We start from the raw sequence: 24,932 nt of genomic DNA, 5'->3' as shown, positions 1-24,932 counted from the left end.
TTAGGATGAACGCTGAGACTTTGAAAGGACGTGCTCATGAAGGGCATTATTCTGGCCGGCGGCTCCGGTACCCGGCTCTGGCCGATCACCAAGGGCATTTCGAAGCAGCTCATGCCGATCTATGACAAGCCAATGGTCTATTACCCGTTGTCGACGCTCATGATGGCTGGTATTCGGGAAGTGCTCATCATCACTACCCCAGAGTACAACGAACAGTTCCGAGCACTTCTCGGGGATGGGTCTCAGCTCGGCATGGCAATCGAGTATGCCGTGCAGCCGTCACCGGATGGGTTGGCCCAGGCCTTCATCATCGGCGAAGACTTCATCGGCTCTGATCGGGTGGCGTTGGTGCTCGGGGATAACATTTTTCACGGCACCGGTCTCGGAACCAGCCTCAAGAGCCATGCGGAGGTCGACGGTGCGGTGGTATTCGCTTATCACGTGTCAAACCCGACAGCGTACGGTGTGGTGGAGTTTGACGAGCAGATGCGTGCAATTTCTATCGAGGAGAAGCCCGCCGAGCCCAAGAGCAACTATGCGGTTCCTGGACTCTATTTCTATGACAACGACGTGGTCAGCATTGCCAAGTCAATCGTTCCCAGCGCCCGCGGAGAGCTCGAAATCTCGAGCGTCAACGAGGAATACCTGAATTCGGGCCGACTCAATGTTCAGACGCTCGACCGGGGTACCGCGTGGCTGGACACGGGAACCTTTGAATCGATGATGCAGGCATCGGAGTACGTGCGCGTGATCGAGGACCGCCAAGGCTTCAAGATCGGTTGTATCGAGGAGATTGCCTGGCGAAATGGGTGGATCAGTAGCGAGCAATTGGCGTCGCTCGCCGCCCCATTGGAGAAGAGCGGCTACGGGAAGTACCTCAGCCAGCTCAGGTAATATCGTCAGTTCGTTCGAGATACGAGGCGGCTCCCATGCGGATCAGGCCTCAAGAATCGTAGATTAGCTCGCTGGAGCTGCAGAAGGTGCCAATGAACAAGCTGAAGCGCGGAATGTACTTCCTGAGAGAAGAGGGCCCTCGACGCACTTTGGCACGGGTCTTCACCTTCATGAGCAACCGGTTGCTGTCGATTGGCGCGGACGGCAAGATGATGGTCAGCCCGCATCAGGTACTTGCGGCGGACTGGACTGAGCCAACTGAGAGATTCACCTCCCAGAAAACGGAAGGGCCGTTCGAGCTTGCGTGGATAATGTCTCCCCCAGGGCGGGCGAGCGGGGGCCACCAGAATATCTTCCGGTTCATCCACTTCGCGGAACAGGCTGGACATCGCTGCAAAATCTATCTCTACTCGACCTCGAATAATGGGCCTTCGCTCGAGGAAACGAAACGGATGTTGGAAAAGTCTGATGCCTATCCAGAAATCTCCGCTTCGATTGAACCGTACGACGAAACGCGTGGCGTCGCCAAGTCAGTTGACGCCATCTTTGCGACTGGTTGGGAAACGGCATATCCCGTGTTTAACGACACCCATGTCGCGAAGCGATTTTATTTCGTCCAAGATTTCGAGCCGAGTTTTTATCCTGTTGGAACCCAGACGATGCTTGCGGAGAACACCTACCGCTTCGGCTTCCACGGCATAACGGCAGGCGGATGGCTTCCCGGGAAGCTCGGTGAAGACTACGGGATGGAATGTGACCACTTCGATTTTGCTGCGGAACCCGACAACTACTCGGTAACGAACACCGCAGAACGAGACGAACTTTTCTTTTATGCACGCCCAGTCACGGAGCGGCGTGCGTTCGAGTTTGGCCTGCTCGTGCTGCAGGAGTTCTCGCGTATGCGTCCTGACGTGACAATCAATTTTGCCGGCTGGGACCTCTCGAGCTTCGACATTCCGTTCCCTCATCAGAGCCATGGCGCGATGGCGTTGAGCGATCTCAATGGTCTCTACAACCGCTGCAGAGCGGGTCTCGTGCTCTCGCTCACCAACATGTCCCTCCTGCCCCTGGAACTTATTGCGGCGGGTGTGGTGCCGGTGGTGAATGACGGAGCGAACAACAGGCTGGTTTCGAACCATCCGGGGATTGAGTTCGTTGCGCCGACGCCTCACGCGATGGCACGCAGGCTGCTTGAGGTTTTCGAGCGCGCACAGGATCCGGTGGCGCTGGCCGCAGGCGCACCCACGCACACCTGGAACGATTCTGGGCAACAGTTCCTCTCCGCTCTCGAGAAGGCGATGCGCGTTGGCTGAGCATAAGCGGGCGGTCGTTGTAGGCGCGAATGGATTCATCGGCTCGCACCTCGTCGATAGCCTGGTGATGGCGGGTCATGAGGTGACCGCGTTCGATCGATTCAGCGCGGGGACGCGCCTCTATCGCGAAGAGGCGAGGCAGCTTCGCGGAGACTTCCTGAACACCGACGACTTGCGTGAGGCGGTCAAAGGGCAGCAGCTGCTCTTTCATTTTCTTTCGACCTCGACGCCGGCCACCGCGGAGCGAGATCCGTCCTTCGACTTGCGGACGAACGTCACGCAGAGCATCGAACTCATGAGGCTTGCCGTCGAAGCAGGAGTCGAGCACGTGTACTTCGCCTCGACCGGGGGCGCGATTTATGGCGAGTCAGGGCGCGACTCGTACTCGGAACTCGACCCAACTCTTCCAATCTCTCCGTATGCGATCGGGAAACTCTCCATTGAAAACTATCTTCGGTACTTTCGAACAAAATATGCGCTCGAGAGCACAACGTTTCGAATTTCGAATCCGTTCGGGCCGCGCCAGCACGTCAATCGAAAGCAGGGTTTGATCCCAATTGTTTTGCGGCAGATTGCGCTCGGCTTGCCGGTAACCCAGCTGGGAGACGGATCTATGGTTCGGGACTATATCTACGTCGAAGATCTGGTCGACATGATTGAGACTGTCGTGCATCAGGGGAGCTTGTCGAGCGTCTACAACCTCGGCAGCGGCGAGGGCCGCAGCGTCGCCTCAGTGCTGGCCACCATTCGTGAAGTCGTGGGACGCGACTTTGAGGTCGTCGAAGCGCCCAAGCCTGCAACTTTCGTCGATCGAATCACGCTCAACACCAACCGGTATATCGAAGAATTTTCGGCGCCCAAGTTCACCGACTTCGCTACCGGAGTCGACAAAACCTGGCAGGAAGTGCGCTCGCAATGTCGCTAGATCTATCACAGCCAACGCTTACGGTGGCGATCTTGACCTACAACGGGGAGGACTATCTCCGTCAGATTCTTGAATCGTTGCGGCGGCAGGAATACTCGCACACGATAGACGTTCTGGTTATCGATTCGGGCTCAACCGATGCCACCTTAGACATTGTGGCCGAGTTCGACGAGGCGAGGCTAGTGCGAATCCCCAATGACGAGTTCGGGCACGGGCGGACCCGGAACTTGGCAGCCCAGCTCGCGACAGGCGAGGTGATCGCGTATCTGACACACGACGCCGTGCCTGTGCACCCTCAGTGGGCCTCAGAAATGGTTGCCCCGTTCGCGTACTCGACCAAAATCGTCGCGGTAATGGGAAAGCAGATTCCCCGTAGCAACTGCTTCCCGCTCCTCAAGTATGAGATCAACGCTGTTTTTTCTGGCTTGGGCAGCGACCTGGGAGCGACCGTATATGAGCTCCACGATTCGGACAAGGAAGACGCGGGGCTCCAGGCGGCGAAGGCGTTCTACTCAGATGTGAACTCCGCTGCGCGGCGAGAGTTTCTTCTGAATACCATCCCTTACCGAGACGTCAGGTACGCAGAGGATCAGCTGTTCGGGCTGGATCTCCTCCAGGCGGGGTACCTCAAAGCCTATGCTCCGGGGGCCGCGGTCGAGCATTCAAATGACCTCACCCTTGCTGAGTACGGCCCGCGCATCTTTGATGAGACGGTCGCGCTTCGAGAGATTGGGCGCGATGTGTCCCCTGTGAGCGCAAAGACGCGGCTGAAGCTGACCGTTCGGGGTATCCTCGCGGACTCGCTCCGGATCGTGCAGGATTCCTCCTTTGGGCTGCGCCGCAAGCTCTACTGGTTGGTGATGAACCCAGCATTTCACTTGCGCAAATGGAAGTACCACAACCTCGGCGCTGTATCCGAACTTTCGAACTCGGGCGGCGCTTCGGCACACTCACTCGAGGCCCGAAGAAAGGCAGTTCCGAATCGCGGCAAGCAAGCGGGGGTAAAAAACGTGAGCGATAATTCCAATGACTGATGCGGGAAGGCGCCAGGGGCGCAGTGAAATCGTGGTGCTTGAGCACCATGCCGGATTCTTCACGGGTGTCGCGAGCTCCTGGCGAGATGTCTGGAATGCTCGGGGACTGCTGTTTGAACTGATCGCGAGTTCGATTCGTACGCGATACAAGAACAGCAAGCTTGGCGTCCTGTGGAGCTTTGCCCGGCCGCTGGTCCAGCTACTGATCTACTATTTCGCCATCGGACAGATTCTGGGCGTCGCCCGGGCCATCCCTGACTTCGCGATTTTCGTGTTTATCGGCTTGACCGTGTGGGCGCTTTTCGGGGAGCTAATCAACAGTATGACCACCTCGGTAGTGGACAACGCGGGCATCGTGAAGAAGGTGTACTTCCCACGAGAGCTGTTCCCACTCAGCACCGTCGGCACCTCGGTCTTCAACTTCCTGTTCCAGCTCGCCGTGCTCCTGCTCGCCGTGGCAGTGTTCGGGAGCGTGCGGTGGAGTTGGGATCTGCTGCTGATTCCACTCGCAATCCTCACCCTCATCGTGTTTTCGCTCGCGATCGGCCTTTTTCTTGCCGCCGTAAATGTTCGGCTGCGAGACGTTCAGCACCTCGTGGAGGTCTTGCTGTCGGTACTGTTCTGGGCGTCGCCGATCGTGTACTCGTTCAGCTTCGTGCAGAGCGCCCTGGGCAGCGGCCTTGCGATGAACTTGTACATGTCAAACCCGGTCACGCTCGTAGTTCTGGCGCTCCAGAAGGCTCTTTGGAGCGCGGGCTATGAAGCGGGACAGACGTGGGATGGCGACTTCGTGCTGCACTTGCTCATCACGTTGCTCGTGAGCTGCGTGTTGTTGTTCTTTACCCACCGCTATTTCCTCAAGATGCAGGGCAGTTTTGCCCAGGAGCTGTGAAATTTTGGAACCAACTACTGCAATCAAGGTTGAAAACGTCACAAAGCGTTTTCTTATTCAGCACGACCGTTCGCTCAAAGAGCGGCTCCTCCGGACCAACTCGCAGGCCAAGAAGGAAGAATTCCTCTCCCTTGATTCTGTGAGCACTGAGGTTCGCATGGGAGACACGGTTGGGCTGATCGGTCACAACGGCTCGGGCAAGAGCACACTGTTGAAAGTCATCGGCGGAATTCTCGAGCCCACGAGTGGACGGGTGCTTCGTCGTGGGCGGCTAGCCGCGCTACTTGAGCTCGGGGCGGGCTTCAACCAGGATCTGACCGGCCGAGAAAACATCTTTCTCAACGCGGCCATTCTCGGGCTCACTCGTGCCGAGACCAATAGGTACCTCGACTCGATTATCGCCTTCTCGGAACTCGAGGCTTTCATCGACACCCAAGTGAAGTTCTACAGTTCCGGAATGTACGTGAGGCTCGCGTTCGCGGTCGCGGTGCATGTGGACCCAGATGTGCTACTTGTAGATGAAGTTCTAGCCGTCGGAGACGAGCCATTCCAACGGAAGTGTTTGTCGAGAATTAGCGAATTCCAGGCCGAAGGGCGAACAATCGTTCTCGTTAGCCATTCGGCGGATCAGATTGCGAGTGTCTGTAATCGAGCCGTAGTCCTTGATTCGGGGAAGGCCGTTCATGACGGTGACGTGGGCATCGCGATTCGCGTGCTTCGGGATACTTTCGAGTTCCGCGAAGCAGTGCGCGCTGAAAAGGCAGGCAAGCTACCTGCTTCGCAGCCTCCAGTTGAAGTGCTTTCGCTGACAGTAGAGAATCTCGACCGGGATCAGCTGTCTGCCCTGGTGCATGTAGGGGATACTCTTCGGGTGAGGGTCGAAGTAGAGATCCACAAGGCTGGCCCGTGGATGTGCGGGATTAACTTCAGTACTCCTCTGGGGCATTCAGCGTATCGAGCGGATACAAATGTGCTCCCAGGACCGCTTCCAGAGCAGGCGGGTCGCCACCGAGTTGAATTCACGATCCCGGGCGTCAACTTTGGCTCGAGTCGCATCAAGTTGGATGCCGCGGTAGCTTCTCCTTCGGGGGAAGTGCACGACAAGTATGTAAGCAAATGGGATATCAACATGCCACCGGATCTGGTGGGGCAGGGGGATATGCAGTACCGAACGACGGTGGTAGTTGACTAACCCGACGAGCTCGGAGGGTTTATTGGTCTTCATCGACGGGACTGTAGAAGTGGCCTGAAGTCGCCTACTCCTATTGGCAACCTCGCCAGCCACGTCGTCGGCGCGCTCCTTGAGGGGGGCCAGGCGATTCTACATTCGCGTTTGTGAAGAGCCCGATTCTGCCTACATCCACACAGGGCGGGGGTTCATCGACCTCGCCACCGTCGTTGATTGCCGCTCAAAGAGAGAGACGGGCAGCTCCATAGCCGGTCACTTGCGCGCCGAGCTAGTCGCTGACGCCCTCAATCAAGCCGCGACGACGACCCAGATCGGGCTCGACTCGATCGGGTGCTCCGTTCGAGCAGCGCGGGGATACCTATCCGAGTTCGGGCCCTGGTGGCCAGTCATTGCCGGCACTCCGAGCTCGGCTATCGACGACACATCGAAGTCGACGCTGGTCATATGCTTCCAGCATTGGCAGCATATTAGAATTACTTGGTTCTGCTGTCCGAAATCACCGCAGCAGCCCACATTATTGGACGCGCCCTAACCGTGCAGTGGCCTCTGCCCTTTTCCGGACGAGGTGAAGGGCAGAGGCCCGTTCACTTCTTCCTTCACGCTATCGCTTCGTCCACCAGGCAGAGGCTTCTCGGCGGGACGAGTTCGGATCAAAATGTAGGCGCCAATCAATGCTAAGAAGAACGTCAAGCTCCCTGCGGCCCATGCTGCCATCGGAGACAAAGGGATTTGCCACCACCACTCCACGTTGGCGTTAAGGTTGAGCCCGGTGTAGTCAGTCCCGGTGATATATCGACGCATCGTCTTGAATAGGGCCAGTGAATTCGCAACCGAAACACCTACTATAAGAACCAAAGCCTGAATTGTGGTCAAGCCCAGGTCGTCGCGCTCGAATCCGTATAGTGCAATTCCAATTGAAATAAGCACCAACGGTAAGAGATATCTAGGCTGAACTTCTGTGCCGACCAAGACCTGGAGCCCATAAAGAACGTAGGATGGGATTGCAAACAATGCGAGCAGGAGAAGGCCGAGCGTCAATCCCTTGCGCCAATCCATCTTGCGAATTCCCATGTATGCAAGGGCCGAGAACGCGCCAATCATAACAATCGAGATTGTCTCAGGTAGCTCAACCTCGAACCATCCGATATCCCAAGTTCCCAAGCTGCCGGCCCAAAGTGATGGAATTAGTGTCAAGTTCTCTAGTAGGAAAGCCCACGTTGGGCCCGCCGTTTCTGTTGCTCCACCGCCGCCCGTCGCTTGAACTTGCGTGACGGTAGTAGCAGCGTAATCAGTCGACTGCCCAGTAGTTAGGAAGAACGCAATCCCAATAATTGCCACGATAACTGGAACGAACAATCGCCTGAGCCAGTCTCTAGTCGGCTGGAATGTCAGAATGCTGGCAGCGCCTGCCGCGATGACCATGAATATGCCCACGTCTCCGCGCGCGCCAGCTCCCATGATGGCAACAACTACCGCGAATGCTCCCAGTCCAAACTGTCGAATTTTGGAGGTGGCTACAAAGTAGCCGGCAAGGGCAATCCAAACTGTTAGGCCTGACAAAATCGCCCAACTACTGGGGTTTGTGCTCGGCACAATGAATATACCCAACGGAACAAGGCCGGCAGCAATAGTCCAGAGAAGTGGCCCTCGTTGCCCTGGCCGCAATAGCGTAAAAAGCAGTACCACTGCCCCTACGAAAATCGTAGAGTTCACTAGCCGCATTATCAGCGTAGAGGCTTCAATATTGTCACTTGCGAACAAGCCCATGACGCGATAATAGACAGGAGGATAGTTTTGTGCAAAGTCTCCTCGATCCGTAGAAACGTTCTCGCTCGATATAGTGCAATCTCCGCTTTGGGTGCTATCTTCCAAATAGCACCGCGGCCATTGCATCAACTCATGTGGAACGGTTCGTTCATTTTCTGACGAGCCAGGCGCACACAAGCCCTCTCGATCGCCCCAGGCGCACCAGATGCTCACTAGGTGGTAGTCATCATCGGGTGAGGACCCAACAGGTGAGGCGACCGCCCAGCTGCCGAGCCCGATAAAGGCGAAAACCGCAACAGCGCAAGCCATTGCCATGCGCTTCCATCGACTATTTCCCACCTGTGCTCAACTCTCTCGCGTATTCTTCACGAACAATGACCCTCTAACTCGTGCCCTCTGCGCTCAGGAAAGCTGTCGCGAACGACTAGAACACCACCATCGCTGTAGCTCCTCGATGCACCTTCTGACCCGCTACACTCAAAGTCTCGTGCCGGTCTAGCCTCAGCTTTTAGCTCCACGGGCCCCAGACGTATCTCGTCGACCTGCGCAGACGTCTATCCTTAGTCAACTCGATCGTAACGCAGGGCTCTGCAGCAGAGTGGACTCGGCCTAACCTCGAGTACAGCCTCCGATATGGGACATATGGATACTTCATGTGGAGAGGCCCGGCCTGGCTCCGGCGCTTCAAATGTTCTCGACAGAGCGGACCGGCCGGTGAGTTTGGCAATTTGCTCACGCAAGCTGCTGTCTGGCTCACCGGAAATCCCTCGTCTCTCCCGAGTCCACCGACATCTGTCCTAAACAGGGCCGGGGGAGCGCCCCCGGCCGCCGTGAGTTTTGGGCGACCTTGTTTCCTGACAGTTCTCGGAAATCACTTTTCCGTACCCTCAAGTGTATATTGAAGGTAGTTAGTGCGTGCGATTTCGAACGGGGACCACTATTGAGAAACGTGAAGAGTCGAGCCGTGCGGTTTGCGTCAGTAGCGACGGCAGGACTCCTCGCGCTGGGCTTTCTGGTGGCACCTGGAATCGCCAATGCAGCCCCAATCTCAGGGTTTAGCCCAGGAAATATCATTTCTGATTCTCTCTTTTACGACGGACAAGCTATGACCGCCGGCGAGGTGCAATCGTTTCTTGAGCAGAAAGTGCCTCGTTGCACGATTGGCGACCCGGGACGGGCTCCTGGGGCTGTCTACGGCAGCAACCAGGTCGCTGACACATGCCTTCGAAATTTCACTGTCTCAACTTTGAGTAAGCCCGCCAACGCATATTGCGGCGCCTACACCGGTGTCCCTGGCGAGAGCGCATCACAAATTATTTCGCGAGTTGGGCAGGTGTGCGGGATCAGCCAGAAGGTTCTTTTGGTCATGTTGGAGAAGGAACAATCGCTTATATCTGACAGTTGGCCGTTCAAGCGACAGCTCGATGTTGCGATGGGCTATGGTTGCCCTGATTCGGGCCCTGACTACAGCGCAAACTGCGACCCGGCACAGCTAGGATTCTTCAATCAGGTGTATCGTGCGGCCTGGCAGTTCAAGGTCTACAAGGCGCAGCCGGCGAGTTACCGCTATCGCGCATTCCAGACTAATACGATTCAGTGGCACCCAAACCCGAATTGCGGATCGTCGCAGGTGTACATTGAGAACTGGGCCACGGCGGCTTTGTATATTTATACTCCGTATCGTCCGAACCAGGCGGCGCTTGAAGCAGGCTGGGGTACTGGGGATTCCTGTTCCACGTATGGGAACCGCAACTTTTTCTCGTTCTACACATCTTGGTTTGGCAGCACGCAGGGAATCCAGGTCCATCCAGCATTGCAGCCGTTTCACGACGTAAATGGGGGCCTCTCTGGAGAGTATGGCCGACCGACTTCTTCAGCCGCTTACTCCGCGAATGGCCTTGTGTCGCAATCATTTACGGGGGGCATTCTTTACTGGAGCCCTGCAGATGGATTTGGCGCAGTCACAGGCGCAATTCGATCTTTGTATCTCATCGAAGGCGGGGTTCAGGGATACCTGGGGCAACCCCTGGGTACGGAAGTGAGGGCAAATAGTGTTTCGCGTCAAGAGTTTGTTGGTGGGACAGCGTATTGGACCGCAGCGTCAGGTGCTGCTGCAATTACTGGTGCAATCCGAGCTACGTACCTTGCAGAAGGTGGTCCGGCTAGCTATCTTGGTTATCCAATAGGTGTTGAGTATCGCCAGAATGGCGCATCGCAGCAACAGTTCCAAGGAGGCACTCTCTTTTGGATGAATCGTACTGGAACAACCATCGTTAATGGTGCAATTCATGCGCTTTACTTCGCTGAAGGCGGACCTACTGGCTACCTCGGATACCCACTCGCATCTGAGGTTCGAGCAAACGGGGCGTCACGGCAGGAATTTGAGGGTGGCACGGCCTACTGGACCAATGCCACGGGTGCCTCGGTAATTAATGGGGCGATTCGGGCGCTTTATGTGGCGGAGGGTGGACCAACCAGTTACCTCGGATACCCGGTCGGCCCGGAGGTTCGAGCAAACGGGGCGTCACGGCAGGAATTTGAGGGTGGCACGGCCTACTGGACCAATGCCACGGGTGCCTCGGTAATTAATGGGGCGATTCGGGCGCTTTATGTGGCGGAGGGTGGACCAACCAGTTACCTCGGATACCCGGTCGGCCCGGAGGTTCGAGCAAACGGGGCGTCACGGCAAGAATTTGAGGGTGGCACGGCCTACTGGACCAATGCCACGGGTGCCTCGGTAATTAATGGGGCGATTCGGGCGCTTTATGTGGCGGAGGGTGGACCAACCAGTTACCTCGGATACCCGGTCGGCCCGGAGGTTCGAGCAAACGGGGCGTCACGGCAAGAATTTGAGGGTGGCACGGCCTACTGGACCAATGCCACGGGTGCCTCGGTAATTAATGGGGCGATTCGGGCGCTTTATGTGGCGGAGGGTGGACCAACCAGTTACCTCGGATACCCGGTCGGCCCGGAGGTTCGAGCAAACGGGGCGTCACGGCAAGAATTTGAGGGTGGCACGGCCTACTGGACCAATGCCACGGGTGCCTCGGTAATTAATGGGGCGATTCGAGGGACCTACCTCGCGATGGGTGGACCCAAGAGCCAGCTTCGTTTCCCGATAGGCCCTGAGCGTCGCGTAGATGGCACAGCTACTCAGCTGTTTGAAGGAGGAACGTTAACCTGGACGCCTTTCGGTGGGGTGAAAGTCACCTTTAACTAGGTGATTCTCTGAGGAGTCTGCTGCGCGGTTAAGTCACAGGCTGACCTGACCTATAGTTTGGTTTCCATTTTCGGTCGCTAGCTTCAGGCGGATGTCAACTGTTTTGAGAGGGCGAGATCAAAGTCCGTGGGCGTTTGATAGCCCCACGATGAATGCCTTCGTTTGCGATTGTAGAACACCTCGATGTACTCGAATATCGCGTTGGCGAGCTCAACCCGAGTTCTCCATTTCTTTCGGTTGAGCAGCTCGATCTGCATCGCTGATCAGAACGATTCCATCATTGCGTTATCGAGTGCATCACCGACGGTTCCGAACGAAGGCAGAAGGCCTGCAGAACGAATCTTCTGCGTGAACGCCCACGAGGTGAACTTGACCCCGTGATCAGCGCGGACGATTCCCCCTGGGGCTGGTGTTCGCGCGCGGAGCGCCATGTCGAGGGCATTCGCCACAAGCGTTGAATCTTGCTTCGAATCGATCGCCCAACCGACGATCTTTCGGCTGCACGCGTCAAGCACCGCCGCGCAGAAAATCTTTCCTTCCCGCGTCGGATGCTCCGTGATATCCGTCACCCAGAGCTCATCCGGCGTGAGCCGGTGGAACTTGCGATGCACAAGGTCATCAGCAGTACCACCCCTTTCAACAGCTTCACCCGAGTCGGGCCAGGGAGCCCGTAGATGCCGCTCGTAGTCATCAGCACCGAGATCAGCCGAGCCGAACACGGGATCTCCATCCCGATAGTGAGCTCGGCATGAATGCGGCGGTATCCGTACCTTCCGCGCGAGGCCGTGTGGATTTCACGGATCAGACCCGTGAGCCACTGCCGACGCAACTGCGTGGAACTCGTGGGGCGTTTCCGGTACCGGTAGTAGCCCTGCCTGGAGACACCCAGGAGTCGGCAACAGGTCTCGACGGGTGCCCCGGTATCGACGAGACGATCGATCACCGGGTGCGCCCTTTTGGGTCGACGTGTTCCTCCTCTGCCAACCATTTCGAGGCCAATTTCACGATGTTGAGCTCTTGTTCGAGCTGCCTGATCCGGCCTCGTGCTGCCCGCAGCTCCGCGTCTTCGCCGGTAGATCTGCCGGGCCTGCGTCCGTTGTCGATACTGTCTTGCCGAAGCCAGGAATGCAGCGTGACCTCGTGGATGCCGAGATCGGCGGCGGTTTGCTTGATCTGTCGGCCCTCGCGGACGAGCGCTATCGCACGTTCGCGGAACTCTGGTGGGTAGGGGCGTGGCATGTGGGTGAGCCTTTCATGAAGGCCATCAACTAGCTACCTTGAGTGGAAACCAAACTATAGGTCAGGTCAGAGTGGAAACCAAACTGTAGGTCAGGTCAAGATGTGACCGAACCTTGCAGCAGACCCCAGGCGCAACGTCGACTAGCGGGCAGCGCCTTGTCGCAGAGCTCCAGAAGTTGTCTGCCAAGGTGTTGCTGGAAGGCGAAGGTTATGGCGCAGCGGCGAGATTCACTAAACAAATCTCTCTCGACTTATGCTGAATTGTGAGAGCCAATTTCCTTTGCGAGTCGTGCCACGCGCCGCTTCTCTCTCGAGCGCCATTCTGCAATCGCTACCGCAAGGCTATCGGTCCAATTCTCAAATGTGCCGTTTAGGAGGAGATCCCCCGCCTGATAAGCGAGCAGTAAGGCTTCCGCCTGTTCTTCTTGAACTCCAGCGCGGCTCAATCCGACCGAGTTTACCCCGTGGATTCTTACCGGTGAACCGTAAGCTTTGACAAAAGGCGGTAAATCCCTATTGAGCGGAGTTCCCATACCGACCATGCAGCCATTGGACACGAAGGTTCGTTGGTGTACAACCGCGTTCATGCCGATATTCACGCGGTCGCCAATCACGCAGTGGCCCCCGATGCTCACCCCCGCGCTCACTGTGCTGTCCTCGCCCACCAGTACATCATGCGCGAGATACACGCGGTTCAAGATCCACGAGCGGGCGCCGACCGTCGTCGCACGATAGCTGCCCTGGTGAATGACGGCGCCCTCGCGGATGACAGCCCCGTTACCAATGACGACCCCTGCATGCGCTAGATCACCAGTCCATGCGGCGTTCTGGGGCTGATCCGTCATTTCAGGGGGAGCGCCGAGCAGCGCACCGGCCCCGATATAGACATCATCTCCGATGACACATGGCCCAAGCAATACCGCGCCGGGACCGATGGTGACCCGTTCGCCGAGAACGACGCCGGGTCCGATGTAGGCCTGGCGGCTGATTTTCTGGTCAGTCATGAGTTCCCTCGATCGCTTCTGCCTTCGGTGAGTCGCGCCTCCATGAGGGCGACCGCGCGCGCGAGTTCGGTAACTTTCGCGTCTTGCCGTGCACGAGAGCGAATAGTCGCCCATACAAACAGCATTGCGCCGATGATTGCCACGTAGAGGAGAAGGTCGGTACCCCGGCCGATGCCCAGCAGATTCGCTACCCGGGTCAGCGCCTCGGGGAACACTATCGCGATTAACGCCACCGCCGCGAAGAGCGCAGCCAGGAGTCGCTTGATCGCGAGGGAGCGATCGCCCGAAAGTCGACGCAGCACGAGTACCGTTGCGAGCGCAACAATGATGATGAGAAGTAGCTGGAATACCGTCATGTTGCCTCTATCGGGTAATCAGTTCGATCAAGATATTGATGGAGTTCAAGAGGGACTGCCCCTTGGCCCGTGAATAGTCGGTATAGAGCACCTCGACTGGTTGCTCGGCGTAAGGAAGCCGGGTGCGGCCGAGCTGCATGATGATCTCGGTGCCGTGTGCCATGCGATCCTGCTTGAGCTTTACTTGGCGAAGCGCATCCTGGCGGATGGTTCGCAGGCCGTTGTGTGCGTCAGTGAGACGAGTCTTCGTCGTCCAATTGGTCACAAACACCGCGGTCTTCAGCACGACACGCTTCAATAAGCCGGGCTTCGTGCGGTCGTCAAGGAATCTTGAGCCGAACACGATCGCAAGATCCTCAGCTCGAGCACGATCGACCATGGCTGACGCGTCCTCGACACGGTGCTGGCCATCGGCGTCAAACGTGACGGCATACTGCGCATCTCGCTCAAGCGCATACTCAAATCCGGTCTGGAGCGAGGCGCCCTGTCCGAGATTAATGGGATGCGTCGCGACGCGCGCACCTGCCGCCCGAGCGATCACGCCGGAGCCGTCATGGGACCCGTCATCGATGCAAACGATATTGGGGAAAACGGTGAGGAGGCCGGCGATTACCTCGCCGATTACGGTGGCTTCGTTGTACAGGGGGATGATCACCCAGACATCTCGGTTCCCAGAGTCGACCGTTCCCGATCCGACTATCTCAAAGCTCATACGCCTAGTCTGACAGACGATGCCTCTTTTGCCTGTGGTCGGGTAAGCATCGGTGGCCCCAGATTCGCGCGGCTAGAATTCCAGGAGAGATGCATTCGAACGCGGGCGCCGACGTAATTGTTGTGCGGAACTGATCTGAATTGGCATTGCCGGGCGGCACGGGAGGAACGCACGTACATGGAGCGCAGTCGTTGGGTGCGGGTCGCACTCGTCGGAGTATTCGGTATTTTTGCATTTGTCGGACTCGGCAGTTGGGCTTTGGCTTCCCCCGTCGGTGCCGCGCCTGACGACGACTTCCACCTCGCAAGCATCTGGTGCGCCTGGGGAGAAGAAGCCGGTCAGTGCGAGGCGGGCGCCTCTGCAGGGGAGCGGGCAGTGCCTGCTGAAATCACCTACTCTGCCCTGTGCTTCGCGAAGCAGCCCGAGCAGAGCGCGGCTTGCGCGGTGTCCAACGACTCGAACGTCTCAACTGCGCGCGGCAACTTTGCAAACAGCTACCCGCCGATCTTCTACGCGACAATGGGCACCCTGGTCAGCGACGACGTCGCGACGTCGACAATCATGATGAGAATGTTGAACGCGTTGATCTTCGTGCTCACGTTCGCCACGCTATTTGTGCTGCTGCGCCCGGGACAGCGGGGGCCGCTGTTTTGGTCGGCGGTTGTCACCCTGATTCCGCTCGGCGTCTTCCTGATTCCCAGCGTCAATCCAAGTAGCTGGGCCATTCTCTCGGGCCTGGGCGTCTGGCTCGCGACATATGGGTACTTCACTGCGCAGAGCCGAGGTCGTCGAATCGCCCTCGCGGTGCTGGCGGTATTGCTGGGGGTCATGGGGGCCGGATCCCGTGGCGACGCGGCGGTGTATGTCGCGGTGGCGGCAGTCGTCGCGACGGTGCTCACATTCGAGAAGAGCCGCGAGTGGGCGTGGCGACTCGTCCTCCCGGGGATTCTCATCGTCATTGGCGCTTTTTTCTTCCTCAGCTCGAACCAAGCGACTGGCGCGGCAGCGGTTGGCGCAGCGCAAGACTTTGCCGAGCCAGGCGTCGTGGCCGGGGCGGCTGACTCGCCGTTCTCGCTGCTGGTGCAGAACATCTTGCTCTTGCCGTCATTGTGGGCGGGAAATCTCGGTACTTGGGGCTTGGGGTGGATCGATACCAAGCTGCCGGCCACGGTATTCATCGTGATGATTGGGGTCTTCTTCGCCGTGGTTTTCTGGGGCGTGCACGTGCTTGAGCGCCGCAAGGCGATTGCGCTCGCAATTGTCGCCTTTTCGCTCGCAGCGTTCCCGCTCTATGTGCTGCACGGCATGCAAGCTCGCGTCGGCGATGAGGTGCAGCCTCGGTATGTGCTGCCGCTGCTCGTCATGTTCGTCGGGGTTGCGCTCATGGGCATGAAACGGGACGATCTCGGGCTCGGCCGACTGCAGGGTGTCGCTATCGTGCTCGGGGTCTCGTTGGCGAATGCGCTTGCATTGCACACGAACATGCGACGTTACATAACTGGGGAAGACGTAGGCTCGCTGAACCTGAACCTCAACAAAGAGTGGTGGTGGTCCCTGCCGATCGAACCGATGACGGTTTGGGTCGCAGGAAGCGCATCCTTCGCGCTGTTCCTCCTCGGAATGTATGCTCTCCTCTTCTCAAACGCTGGCCGCAAGCTCATGCCGCAGGAGATTCGGCAACCGTGAGGATCTCAGTCGCGCTCGGCACCCATAATGGCGCCCAGTACGTCGCGGAACAGATCAGGTCGATCCTTGCGCAGACGCGGCCAGTAGACGAGATCGTGCTGTCCGATGATGCATCGCAGGATCGCACGGTCGCGATCGTAGAGGCTGCGGTGGCCGCCCAAGAAGCGGCGTTCGGGACGGCTCCGCAGCTCACAGTCCTGCGCAACGATGTCCCTTTGCGCGTCACGCAGAACTTCGCGCAGGCAATCGCACATTGCTCAGGTGAGCTGGTCGCTTTGTGCGATCAGGACGATGTGTGGCATCCGCAGCGAATTGAACGCCTGGCGGCTCAGTTCGACGACCCAGCCGTGTTGCTTGTGTTTAGCAACGCGCGTCAGGTCGACGAGCATGGCGCATATCTCGGTCACGAGCTTTTCGCGGCCCTAGGGATGAGCGCCTCCGAGCGTTCGCTGGTCGAGCAGGGTCGCGCATTCGAGCAGTTCTTGCGACGCAACCTCGCCACTGGCGCAACGGTCATGTTTCGCCGGTCAGTGGCCGAGCTCGCAGCTCCGTTTCCCGACTCCTGGTTGCACGACGAGTGGCTCGCCGTTGTCGCCGCAGCTCGTGATGGCGTTCGCATGCTGGACGAGTCGCTCACTGACTACCGCCAGCACGGCAACAACCAGGTCGGAATGAGCAAGATGACGATTGCGCGACGGCTTGGCATGTTCAGGCAGCCTCGGACAGAACGCAACCGTCGGCTGTACCTCCGGGCAGAAGCTCTCGCCTCCCGCATCGGCCGTATTGAGGGGGTCCCAGGGAACTACCGGGCAATGGCGCTTGAGAAGTTTGCCTTCGAGGAGGCGCGTCAGACCTACCCCGAATCTCGAGTACGGCGGTTGTCCCCGATTCTTGCACAGCTGCGCCTGGGGCGCTATCGCGCATATGGGACGGGGCTCAAGGACGCGGTGCGCAACCTGCTGCAGCCGGTTTGAGCCCGAGTAGTGTCCAGGCTGCGCTTCTTCTGGCAAGTAAGCTAATGCGCGAATCCGAATTATTCAGGAACGTAGTGAAAGCAGGTCAGCAAATGGGTGAATTCATCCCCGCGGCGAAGCCGATTATTGGCGACAAAGAGCGTGAAGCGGTCGACCGTGTCTTGCGTTCGGGAATGATCGCCCAAGGCCCCGAAGTTGCTGCGTTCGAGCAGGAATTCGCGGAGCACTTTGTGCAGGGGCGCGAGACCGTCGCGGTAAACTCTGGCACGAGCGGCCAGCACCTTGGCCTTCTCGCAGCGGGCGTCGGCGCGGGCGACGAAGTCATCGTCCCCTCTTTTACCTTCGCTGCCACTGGCAACTCGGTTGCCCTGACCGGCGCGACGCCGGTGTTTGCGGACATCGAACCGAACACGTTTACCCTTGACCCCGAGTCAGTGCGTGCATCGATCACCCCCCGCACCAAGGGCATCATGCCGGTGCACCTCTACGGCCACCCCTTCCTCGTCGACCAGATTGAAGCGATCGCGGCTGAACACGGGCTCGCGATCTACGAGGACGCGGCTCAGGCGCACGGCGCGAGCTGGAATGGTCGGCCGGTCGGTGCCATCGGCGACTTCGGAATGTTCAGCCTCTATCCGACGAAGAACATGACCTCGGGCGAGGGCGGAATGGTCACCTGCGCGACGAGCGAGATCGCCCGCAACGTCCGCCTCTTGCGTAACCAGGGCATGGAGACTCAGTACGCCAACGAGGTCATCGGCTTCAACGCGCGAATGACCGACGTCCACGCCGCAATCGGACGAGTCCAGCTGACAAAGGTCGACGCTTGGACCGCGCAGCGTCAGAGCAACGCCGCAACGCTCGACGCCGGGCTTGCCGGTGTGGCGGGGGTGACGACCCCCTACGTCGCAGCCGAGGCCGTGCACGTCTACCACCAGTACACGATTCGCGTCGACGCGGCCGAGCGCGACCGCATTCGCGACGCGCTCAAGGCTGAGCACAACGTTGGTTCCGGGGTCTACTATCCGATTCCGAACCACCGCCTGCCCTCGCTCGCCAAGTACGCCCCGGGTCTCGAGCTTCCCGAGACCGAGCGCGCTGCGAGCGAGGTGCTGTCGCTCCCGGTCCACCCGTCGGTCACTGCGGGCGATCTTGATCGCATAATTGCTGCCGTAACCGCGGTAGTGAAAGCGGGTGCGTAAGCGCCCTTTTCGCATCGCGAGAATGTGCTGACACTATGAAGTCCATCTGGAGAGTTCTCCGACAGCTCCTCCCGCTGCTGCCCCTGGGCGCCCAGCGGTACTTTGTCGGCTATATCGTGGCGACCAGCCTCATTACTCTGATCGACGCGGTTGCGATGGGCCTGCTTGCAGTGGTGATCGGGCCAGCGATCACCGGTGCTTCGATTAAGCTGCCGGTCGTCGGCGAGCTGCCGGCCGAGGCTGCGCCGGGATTTGTGCTCGTGGCGCTGCTTCTCATGATCTTGAAGTCGGTGCTGAACGTCGTGCTGCAGTGGTTCGCGACGCGTCGCTTTGCAAAGTACGAGCTCGAGATTGGCGACCGGCTCTTCCGGGCGTACATCAACTCCAGCTGGGAGGAGCGCTCCAAGCGTTCGATTGCCGAGATCACGAGAATCGCGGATGCGGGAATCGCAAACACGATGGCCGGCTTCGTGCTTCCCATCATGCGGATCCCGAGCTCGTTCTTCACGTTCGTGCTCGTATTGGGTGTTCTCGTCTTCGCAGATCCGGTGACGTCGGTAATCGCGCTCGTCTACCTGTCGGCAGTGACAATGATTGTGCACTTCGTGGTCACCAAACGGGCGCTCGAGGCAGGCCAGGTCAACCTGCACTACGGCTATCGCGTTGCCATCCTGATGACTGAGATGATCGAGGCGCTGAAAGAGCTCAGCCTCCGCAACCGCCTCGGCGAGGTTGCCGACATGGTGACCGAGAATCGCCGTCACGGTGCGCGCGCTCGCGCGAACGGATCCTTCCTTGGCATTCTGCCCGGATTTGCGTTCGAGGCGGCGTTGGTTGGCGGGATCCTGCTTATCGGAGGCGTCGCGTATTGGCAGGGAGGGATGGCCGGCGCTCTGGGCTCTGTCGCACTCTTCGCCACGACGGGCTTCCGACTGATTCCTGCGCTCACGGGCTTGCAAGGCGGCATCGTTCAGGCCACCGCGAGCACACCCGGTGCCCTCGACGTCATCGGGGATCTCGTCGCTGCGGAGCAGGACATGCGGACCTCGCAGGCTCCGGCGGATACCGCTGTGCTTTCCGATTCCCCGCGAAGCTTGCAGCTCACGGACGTTCGGTTTCGGTACCCGAAAGCGGAGGACGACGTCATCCGTGGGCTCTCCCTGGAGATTCCCTTGGGCAGTTCCATCGGCATCGTCGGCCCCTCAGGTGCGGGCAAGTCGACCCTCATTGACCTCTTGCTCGGCCTCAGCCAGCCCTCCTCGGGCGAGATTACGCTCGATGAAGAACCCCTGCAGTCGGTGCTGCGCCAATGGCGTGGTCGCGTCGGGTATGTCCCGCAGCGCGTCGCACTTTTCGATGGCACGATCGCGCAGAACGTCGCGCTGACGTGGGGCGGAGAGGTCGACCGTGATCGCGTGATTCACGCGCTCGAGCGCGCGCAGCTTGGCTCGTTGATCGGATCGCGTGCAGCTGGCATTGATGAACGCATCGGGGAGCGCGGCGTCTCGCTGTCGGGTGGTCAGCAGCAGCGTCTGGGCATCGCTCGTGCGCTCTACAGCGACCCGCTGGTACTGGTGCTCGACGAGGCGACCAGCTCGCTCGATACCAAGACCGAGGACGAGGTCACGAAGTCCATCCAGAGCCTGCTCGGAGAGGTGACGCTGATTTCAGTGGCTCACCGGTTGTCGACTATCAAGGATTACGATCGCGTCTGCTACCTCGACAACGGCGTAATTGTCGCGCAGGGCACCTTCAGCGAGGTCGCTAGGAAGCTCCCGGCATTCGGCGAGCAGGTCGCGCTCGCGGGCCTTGCCGGGATGTTGGACGACTAGAACTCGGGACTTAGTACCCGCGGTTCAAGATCCTGTAGCCCGCGAATAGCGTGCGAAAGGGCGCCTGGCGGTGCAGCGCGAACATCGGGTTGCTCGTGAGGAGCGTCGGCACCGAGAGGTAGAGATGGCGAGCATCGAGGCGGAGCGCGATGCTCTCGGGCGTACTTTCCAAGCTCTGCAGATCACTGAAGACCGCCCGGTCGGCGCGCGAGAGCAGTCGGGTCACCTTGGGGGCGATGCGTTCAAAGCGGTCGAGCAAGGCGAGGAGGTCGGCGCGGTTCTCGGCCAGGGCCTCGCCGCTCCGTGTGCGCGCAAGGACGGCGTCAAAGATGTGAATCCGAATGAGCTTTGCGGCGATCGCCGTGCGCTCGGGTTTGCTCGCCTGGGTGAACCAGGGGAGGCTTTCGAGCTCGTCCAAGAACGCGAAGTCCTCGGCTAACGGGCGTGGCGCTGAAGTGACCCGGTCTCCCGCATCGTCGTTGATTACGTAGGCGGGGCCATTCAGGTCGTAGGCGAGTCGCTTGCCCGTGAACCAGAGGGTCAGGGAGTAGTTGAGGTCTTCCCCGGAAGGGAGCCCGACAGACAGGCGAAGATCGCCGAACCGGCGGCGGTCGATGAGCCCCAAAGGGGCACTCCGGTACGCGAGGCGATCTTTGCGGCCGTCGAGCGCGCGGCTGCGTCGTCCCGCGCGCACCGGGGGATAGGGGTCGGTGCGTCCGGTTGCGAGCTGAATGCGAGCCAACACTGCTTCGGCTCCGGTTTCTTTTTGCAGCGCAAGCCAAGAATCGATCGCGCCCGGAGCGAGCTCGTCGTCCGATCCCATGAGGGAAACGAAGGGAGCAGTGGAATGCTCAAACCCAAAATTCATAGGGCCGGCGGGCGACGGAATGTTGTCGGTCAATGCGAGCAGGCGAACCCGGGGGTCGTCGGCGTAATCTCCGAGATTGGCGCGAATGACCTCTGGGTCGATGTTGTGAGCCACCACATTTACTCGAACGGCGGCGGCAGTGTTGTCGAGGACTGAACCGACCGCTCGAGCTATGGGCCTCGTCGAGGAATGTACGGCGATGGTCACATCGACGAGCAAGTCTGTCATCCCTCGATGCTACATTAGTGTTCTCTGGGGTGACCCGCCGCTCAAGTAGAATTGAGGACGCTGGACGAACTCCGATTGGACCTCTGTGACACCAAATACCTCTGCGACGCTCGCTCTTCCCACGCAGCGTCTCGATGCGTTGACGGGGCTGCGCTGGTGGGCGGCATTCATGGTGTTCCTGTACCACATTCAGGTCTTTGCGCCGCTGCCGGGCTCAATTGACGCGATCTTTGGTCAGGGCTACCTCGGCGTCACGTTCTTCTTCGTGCTCTCGGGATTTGTATTGACCTGGTCTATGCGCCCAGGCGTGCCGACATCGACCTTCTACTGGCGCCGCTTCGCGCGGATCTGGCCGGCGCACATGGTTGCCTTAGTGCTTGCAGTGTTGGTGTTCTACACTTGGGATCCGATTCCCGAGGGCAGCTTCCTGAAGCCCTTCGACCTCGGAATCTTGCTGCTCTCAGTCGTACTGCTGCAGGGCTGGTTCGCGAACCCGGCGATCCTGTTCTCGGGAAACCCTGCTGCCTGGACGCTCACGGTAGAGGCGCTCTTCTACGCGCTGTACCCCTGGATTTCTCGTGTGCTCACCCCGCTCGCAAAGCGAGGCGCTCTGGGTGTAGCCGGTCTCGCGATCGTGTGGGCGTTAGGGTATCGGGCAGGCATGGTGCTCTGGCCTGACTCCTGGCTAGCGCTGGTGCCGATGCCGATTACCCGGATTCCCGAGTTCCTCCTCGGTATGGCGCTCGCTTGGGCCATGCGTTCGGGTTGGCGTCCACGCCTCAACCCGGTTGTCGGAGTGGGATCGTTGGCTGTCACCGTAATGCTCGTCGTGGCGTCGACACGGTACCCCGTGTTTTCGCCGTTCGCGGATTTCGGCAACGAGGTGTTCACCGTGGCGGTCGGGCTTGCCATCGTCTCGCTTACTATGCGTGCGCTGAACGGGCGTCGCTCGATCTTCGAGCTCGGGCCCCAGATCAAGCTCGGCGAATGGTCATTCGCGTTCTACCTGGTGCACGCGACCATGATCTATCTGGCGCTTCGCATCTTCGGATACCAGGAACCTTCCTGGCGAAACCTGGGTTGGATGTTTGCGATCTTCGCGCTCGACCTCGTGCTGGCTTGGGCCCTGCATAGCTTCGTCGAGCGTCCGGTCGAGCGGCGCATGCGTAGGTGGAAAGACCAGAAGGATCTGCGCGCGCTAGCAGTGACGGCCTAGCGGCGGATCCAATTTTTGAGCAGAGACTGCGCGCTGCGTTGCCCAGTGTGGACTGTTGACACGTATTCGACGCCGGCTGCAGCGAGCGCCCGAACGCGAGGCTGATCCTGCACAAGCTCAGCGACAACCTGGCGAAGCGTGTCGGGGGTTGCCTCGACGATTGGCAAGGCGAGCCCCGTCTCGCGCTCAATATATGAGCGAACCGACGGGAGCACATGCCCGACAACGACGCGGCCAGCTGCCATTGCCTCGCATGCAGCAACGCCGTATGAGCCCGCTCGGAACTGGTCGACGACGATGTCTGACTGCGCAAACACCGTCGGCATCTCTGAAGCAGGGGTGCCCGTGATGAGACTGTAGGCAACGTCCCCGCTCGCAATGAGCGGGGCGAGCGCAGGCTCGATGTAGTGGCTGCCTTTCACCAGGGGGTTGCTCGAGACGTGCACGACTCGCACCGGACCCTCAGCGAAGACCGGTGCTGAGGTGGCGAATCGGGTCGTGTCGAGCACCACCGGGCACCAGAATGCCTCAGGCACGTCGGTGATCAGATCCGGAGTCGAGATGAAGACGGGGAGGCCTTGCCGGCGCAGGAGCGCGAGGTTCTTCCGGGCATCGGCGCGCAGGGTGTCGGTGCGTGGATCCTCCGGGTACATCGACCACGGTGTCAGTTCAGCATGGCGGTCCGGGTCGCGAATGTCCGTCCCATGGCAGATGAAGGCGACCGAGGCGCCTGCGAGCTGCAGGGCCGCCACTTCGTGTTCGAGGTCCCGGCCAAACTGCTTGCCGAACATCGAGCGTTCGGCTTCGACCAGAACGTGGGTGAACTGACGCGCGGCCTCCCACTCGGCGGCGGCCCACTCGGCCGAGCCGTTGACCGCGGCGATGGGAACGAGTGTGTCGGCGGGGAAAGCGAAGCCGCCGGGGAGCTCAACCGCCGCGTTTCGGGCGCCGATCGACTCGTCCGTGCGTTCAAGCGCGCGAGCCCAGGCGAAGCCCTGGCCAGAGTAGTTAGTAGGAGCGATGTAGGCCCGGATCGGGGCCGTCGGAACCTCTGTCACCGGAGCCACCCCGCCGCCGCCGAGCAACTTCGAGCTGAGTCGCCCGATCATCCCGTCAGGGTTTCGCGCTGCCGACTCCATTGCGCGGCCCATCCAGGACGGCATCTGTGAGCGGTGCTTCATCGCCCAATCGGCGAGCCTGGTGAAGAGCTGGCTCACGTCGCGTCCCTTTGCTTTCGAACAACTCCAGCAATTACCTGCGTCACCCTGCGGGCGACAGCGTTCATGGAATGAGTGGCCGCGGTCCACTCGGCAATGCTACGGCGCTGTGCGGGCTGGAGTGGGCGATCGGCGACGTCTCGCATTGCCTGAGCGATAGCGCTCGCATCGTACTGAACCGCGACGCCGACGGGCACGTGACGCGGGGCCTCTGAGATAAACAGGTTGGTGGGACCTGGGCCCGCGAAGATCACGGGGCAGCCAGTCGCAAGAGATGAGTATATTTTTGACGTGAAGGCGTACTCGTAGCCGCCGTCGGGGTGCAGGGTGGCGAGGCTCGCGAGCGATCTGGCGAGCTGGGGACGCAGATCTGCCGCGTCGACGGATGCTGCAAACTCCACGGCGCCATCGATTCCAAGCTCTGTCGCACGTGCGCGCATCGATTCCTGACCCGTGCCGTTTCCGATGAATCGAAGGCGATGGCCGGGGTGCGTCGCTGTGAACTGAGCGAACGCTTCGATCAGGATCTCGGCACCGTGCAGGCCGGTGTAGGTACCCGCGTAGATGAAGGTCCGCTCGACCACATCGTCGGAGTAGGTAAAGACTGAGGTGTCGGCGCCGAAACCAGTCACCGTCATGGGGCTATGGACGCCGAGCTCTCGCGTCCGATCGATCACTCCCTGTGAAATGGTGACCATCTCGGTCGCCCCGCGCATTGCAAATCGCTCGATCGTGCGCAGTATGCGCACCACGACCCCTGAACTCGTCGCGTGGCCTGCGGCGTCGGACCAAATGTCGGCCGCGTCGTAGACATACGGAATGCGCCTCAGCGCACAGATAACGCGTACGACGGCCCCAGTGGTGGGGGGAGGCTCGACAAAGACCGCAGCGGGGCGCCTGGTGAAGAGCAAACGAAACGCGAGCGGAAGATCAAAGCTCATGTACTGGACGTAGCCGCGAACGTAGCCGCTCTTGTCGCGCAGAACTGGAAAGGTTCGAACGCGCTCACCGTGAGAGCCGTCGCCAAGACCCGGCAATGGCCTCGCTGTCAATACCTCGACCTCGTGGCCGTCTGCGAGCATCGCGTCGGCCACACTCCCCAAGAAAAGCGAGGCTGCAGAGGGCTCTGGCCGATAGATGCGAGACGCGATGACGACGCGCACG

Annotated in this window: 20 protein-coding genes and 1 pseudogene; 13 read left to right on the top strand and 8 right to left on the bottom strand. The window is 59.7% G+C overall.

Going from position 1 to position 24,932, the window contains the following annotated elements; genetic code table 11:
- Window positions 1-36: 36 nt before the first annotated feature.
- The 6 genes from rfbA (at window position 37) to JW030_RS11875 (ending at window position 6,250) form a co-directional block, all read left to right on the top strand.
- Window positions 37-894 carry a glucose-1-phosphate thymidylyltransferase RfbA gene (rfbA, locus tag JW030_RS11900; RefSeq protein ID WP_188045616.1) on the top strand — a complete coding sequence of 286 codons (858 nt, stop codon included), beginning with the start codon at window positions 37-39 and terminating at the stop codon, window positions 892-894.
- Between the two features lie 92 nt (window positions 895-986).
- Window positions 987-2,207 carry a glycosyltransferase family 1 protein gene (locus JW030_RS11895; protein WP_188045617.1) on the top strand — a complete coding sequence of 407 codons (1,221 nt, stop codon included), beginning with the start codon at window positions 987-989 and terminating at the stop codon, window positions 2,205-2,207.
- Complete coding sequence (locus JW030_RS11890; RefSeq protein ID WP_188045618.1) at window positions 2,200-3,132, top strand: NAD-dependent epimerase/dehydratase family protein; 933 nt, start codon at window positions 2,200-2,202, stop codon at window positions 3,130-3,132. Before JW030_RS11895 ends, JW030_RS11890 begins: the two co-directional genes overlap by 8 nt.
- The gene (locus tag JW030_RS11885; protein WP_188045619.1) at window positions 3,123-4,166 is read left to right on the top strand and encodes a glycosyltransferase family A protein; all 1,044 of its coding nucleotides are present in this window, start codon (window positions 3,123-3,125) and stop codon (window positions 4,164-4,166) included. The genes JW030_RS11890 and JW030_RS11885 overlap by 10 nt, the downstream gene beginning before the upstream one ends.
- Window positions 4,159-5,058, top strand: a complete 900-nt coding sequence (locus JW030_RS11880; RefSeq protein WP_188045620.1) for an ABC transporter permease — start codon at window positions 4,159-4,161, stop codon at window positions 5,056-5,058. The genes JW030_RS11885 and JW030_RS11880 overlap by 8 nt, the downstream gene beginning before the upstream one ends.
- Before the next feature lie 4 nt (window positions 5,059-5,062).
- Entirely contained in the window at window positions 5,063-6,250 is a 1,188-nt protein-coding gene (locus tag JW030_RS11875; protein WP_188045621.1) for a polysaccharide ABC transporter ATP-binding protein, read from the top strand.
- 525 nt (window positions 6,251-6,775) lie between these two features.
- Here JW030_RS11875 and JW030_RS11870 read toward each other — a convergent pair.
- The gene (locus tag JW030_RS11870; protein ID WP_241095633.1) at window positions 6,776-8,323 is read right to left on the bottom strand and encodes a DUF2142 domain-containing protein; all 1,548 of its coding nucleotides are present in this window, start codon (window positions 8,321-8,323) and stop codon (window positions 6,776-6,778) included.
- A gap of 655 nt (window positions 8,324-8,978) precedes the next feature.
- Between JW030_RS11870 and JW030_RS11865 the strand changes: the two genes are divergently transcribed.
- Window positions 8,979-11,234 (top strand): LGFP repeat-containing protein, encoded by a 2,256-nt coding sequence (locus JW030_RS11865; RefSeq protein ID WP_206348568.1) that lies wholly within the window; start codon window positions 8,979-8,981, stop codon window positions 11,232-11,234.
- Window positions 11,235-11,317: 83 nt separating this feature from the next.
- Here the strand turns inward: JW030_RS11865 and JW030_RS11860 are convergent.
- Window positions 11,318-12,434: pseudogene (locus tag JW030_RS11860) on the bottom strand (IS3 family transposase).
- Between JW030_RS11860 and JW030_RS13610 the strand changes: the two are divergent.
- A complete protein-coding gene (locus JW030_RS13610; RefSeq protein WP_256434448.1) occupies window positions 12,375-12,506 on the top strand; it encodes a hypothetical protein in 132 nt (43 codons plus the stop codon). The pseudogene JW030_RS11860 and the gene JW030_RS13610 sit on opposite strands and share 60 nt — an antisense overlap.
- A 218-nt stretch (window positions 12,507-12,724) precedes the next feature.
- Here the strand turns inward: JW030_RS13610 and JW030_RS11855 are convergent, their stop codons facing one another.
- From JW030_RS11855 to JW030_RS11845, 3 genes are read right to left on the bottom strand one after another with little or no spacing between them, the layout of a single operon-like run.
- Window positions 12,725-13,477 (bottom strand): DapH/DapD/GlmU-related protein, encoded by a 753-nt coding sequence (locus JW030_RS11855; RefSeq protein WP_188045625.1) that lies wholly within the window; start codon window positions 13,475-13,477, stop codon window positions 12,725-12,727.
- Window positions 13,474-13,833 carry a DUF2304 domain-containing protein gene (locus tag JW030_RS11850; protein WP_188045626.1) on the bottom strand — a complete coding sequence of 120 codons (360 nt, stop codon included), beginning with the start codon at window positions 13,831-13,833 and terminating at the stop codon, window positions 13,474-13,476. The genes JW030_RS11855 and JW030_RS11850 overlap by 4 nt, the downstream gene beginning before the upstream one ends.
- Before the next feature lie 7 nt (window positions 13,834-13,840).
- Window positions 13,841-14,545, bottom strand: coding sequence for a glycosyltransferase family 2 protein (locus tag JW030_RS11845; RefSeq protein ID WP_188045627.1), 705 nt, complete (start codon window positions 14,543-14,545; stop codon window positions 13,841-13,843).
- Window positions 14,546-14,722: 177 nt separating this feature from the next.
- Here JW030_RS11845 and JW030_RS11840 point away from each other — a divergent pair, with 177 nt between their 5' ends.
- The 4 genes from JW030_RS11840 (at window position 14,723) to JW030_RS11825 (ending at window position 20,239) form a co-directional block, all read left to right on the top strand.
- Window positions 14,723-16,231, top strand: coding sequence for a DUF2142 domain-containing protein (locus JW030_RS11840; protein ID WP_188045628.1), 1,509 nt, complete (start codon window positions 14,723-14,725; stop codon window positions 16,229-16,231).
- Window positions 16,228-17,205 carry a glycosyltransferase family 2 protein gene (locus JW030_RS11835; RefSeq protein ID WP_188045629.1) on the top strand — a complete coding sequence of 326 codons (978 nt, stop codon included), beginning with the start codon at window positions 16,228-16,230 and terminating at the stop codon, window positions 17,203-17,205. The genes JW030_RS11840 and JW030_RS11835 overlap by 4 nt, the downstream gene beginning before the upstream one ends.
- Window positions 17,206-17,297: 92 nt before the next feature.
- On the top strand, window positions 17,298-18,407 hold the full coding sequence (locus JW030_RS11830; protein ID WP_188045630.1) for a DegT/DnrJ/EryC1/StrS aminotransferase family protein: 1,110 nt from the start codon (window positions 17,298-17,300) through the stop codon (window positions 18,405-18,407).
- Between the two features lie 35 nt (window positions 18,408-18,442).
- Entirely contained in the window at window positions 18,443-20,239 is a 1,797-nt protein-coding gene (locus tag JW030_RS11825) for an ABC transporter ATP-binding protein (RefSeq protein WP_188045631.1), read from the top strand.
- A 10-nt stretch (window positions 20,240-20,249) separates the two neighbouring features.
- Here JW030_RS11825 and JW030_RS11820 read toward each other — a convergent pair whose 3' ends face one another.
- Entirely contained in the window at window positions 20,250-21,335 is a 1,086-nt protein-coding gene (locus JW030_RS11820; RefSeq protein WP_188045632.1) for a glycosyltransferase, read from the bottom strand.
- Window positions 21,336-21,420: 85 nt separating this feature from the next.
- Here JW030_RS11820 and JW030_RS11815 point away from each other — a divergent pair, with 85 nt between their 5' ends.
- Complete coding sequence (locus tag JW030_RS11815; RefSeq protein WP_241095453.1) at window positions 21,421-22,551, top strand: acyltransferase; 1,131 nt, start codon at window positions 21,421-21,423, stop codon at window positions 22,549-22,551.
- On the opposite strand, the gene JW030_RS11810 is transcribed toward JW030_RS11815, so the two are convergent.
- On the bottom strand, window positions 22,548-23,768 hold the full coding sequence (locus tag JW030_RS11810; protein ID WP_188045633.1) for a hypothetical protein: 1,221 nt from the start codon (window positions 23,766-23,768) through the stop codon (window positions 22,548-22,550). The two genes, JW030_RS11815 and JW030_RS11810, sit on opposite strands and share 4 nt — an antisense overlap.
- A complete protein-coding gene (locus JW030_RS11805; RefSeq protein WP_206348567.1) occupies window positions 23,765-24,931 on the bottom strand; it encodes a glycosyltransferase in 1,167 nt (388 codons plus the stop codon). Before JW030_RS11805 ends, JW030_RS11810 begins: the two co-directional genes overlap by 4 nt.
- Window position 24,932: the final 1 nt, after the last annotated feature.

Origin of the sequence: Leucobacter sp. CX169 (assembly GCF_017161405.1) — a bacterium.
Taxonomy (GTDB): Bacteria; Actinomycetota; Actinomycetes; order Actinomycetales; family Microbacteriaceae; genus Cx-87.
Note: the sequence above shows the minus strand (reverse complement) of the source record. Positions and strands in the feature narration are given on the sequence as shown.

Excerpts from the sequence above, each read along its gene's own strand:
- rfbA (WP_188045616.1), top strand. The coding sequence starts at position 37 with ATGAAGGGCATTATTCTGGCCGGCGGCTCCGGTACCCGGCTCTGGCCG.
- JW030_RS11895 (WP_188045617.1), top strand. The coding sequence starts at position 987 with ATGAACAAGCTGAAGCGCGGAATGTACTTCCTGAGAGAAGAGGGCCCT.
- JW030_RS11885 (WP_188045619.1), top strand. The coding sequence starts at position 3,123 with ATGTCGCTAGATCTATCACAGCCAACGCTTACGGTGGCGATCTTGACC.
- JW030_RS11880 (WP_188045620.1), top strand. The coding sequence starts at position 4,159 with ATGACTGATGCGGGAAGGCGCCAGGGGCGCAGTGAAATCGTGGTGCTT.
- JW030_RS11870 (WP_241095633.1), bottom strand. The coding sequence starts at position 8,323 with ATGGCTTGCGCTGTTGCGGTTTTCGCCTTTATCGGGCTCGGCAGCTGG.
- JW030_RS11855 (WP_188045625.1), bottom strand. The coding sequence starts at position 13,477 with ATGACTGACCAGAAAATCAGCCGCCAGGCCTACATCGGACCCGGCGTC.
- JW030_RS11850 (WP_188045626.1), bottom strand. The coding sequence starts at position 13,833 with ATGACGGTATTCCAGCTACTTCTCATCATCATTGTTGCGCTCGCAACG.
- JW030_RS11845 (WP_188045627.1), bottom strand. The coding sequence starts at position 14,545 with ATGAGCTTTGAGATAGTCGGATCGGGAACGGTCGACTCTGGGAACCGA.
- JW030_RS11840 (WP_188045628.1), top strand. The coding sequence starts at position 14,723 with ATGGAGCGCAGTCGTTGGGTGCGGGTCGCACTCGTCGGAGTATTCGGT.
- JW030_RS11830 (WP_188045630.1), top strand. The coding sequence starts at position 17,298 with ATGGGTGAATTCATCCCCGCGGCGAAGCCGATTATTGGCGACAAAGAG.
- JW030_RS11825 (WP_188045631.1), top strand. The coding sequence starts at position 18,443 with ATGAAGTCCATCTGGAGAGTTCTCCGACAGCTCCTCCCGCTGCTGCCC.
- JW030_RS11820 (WP_188045632.1), bottom strand. The coding sequence starts at position 21,335 with ATGACAGACTTGCTCGTCGATGTGACCATCGCCGTACATTCCTCGACG.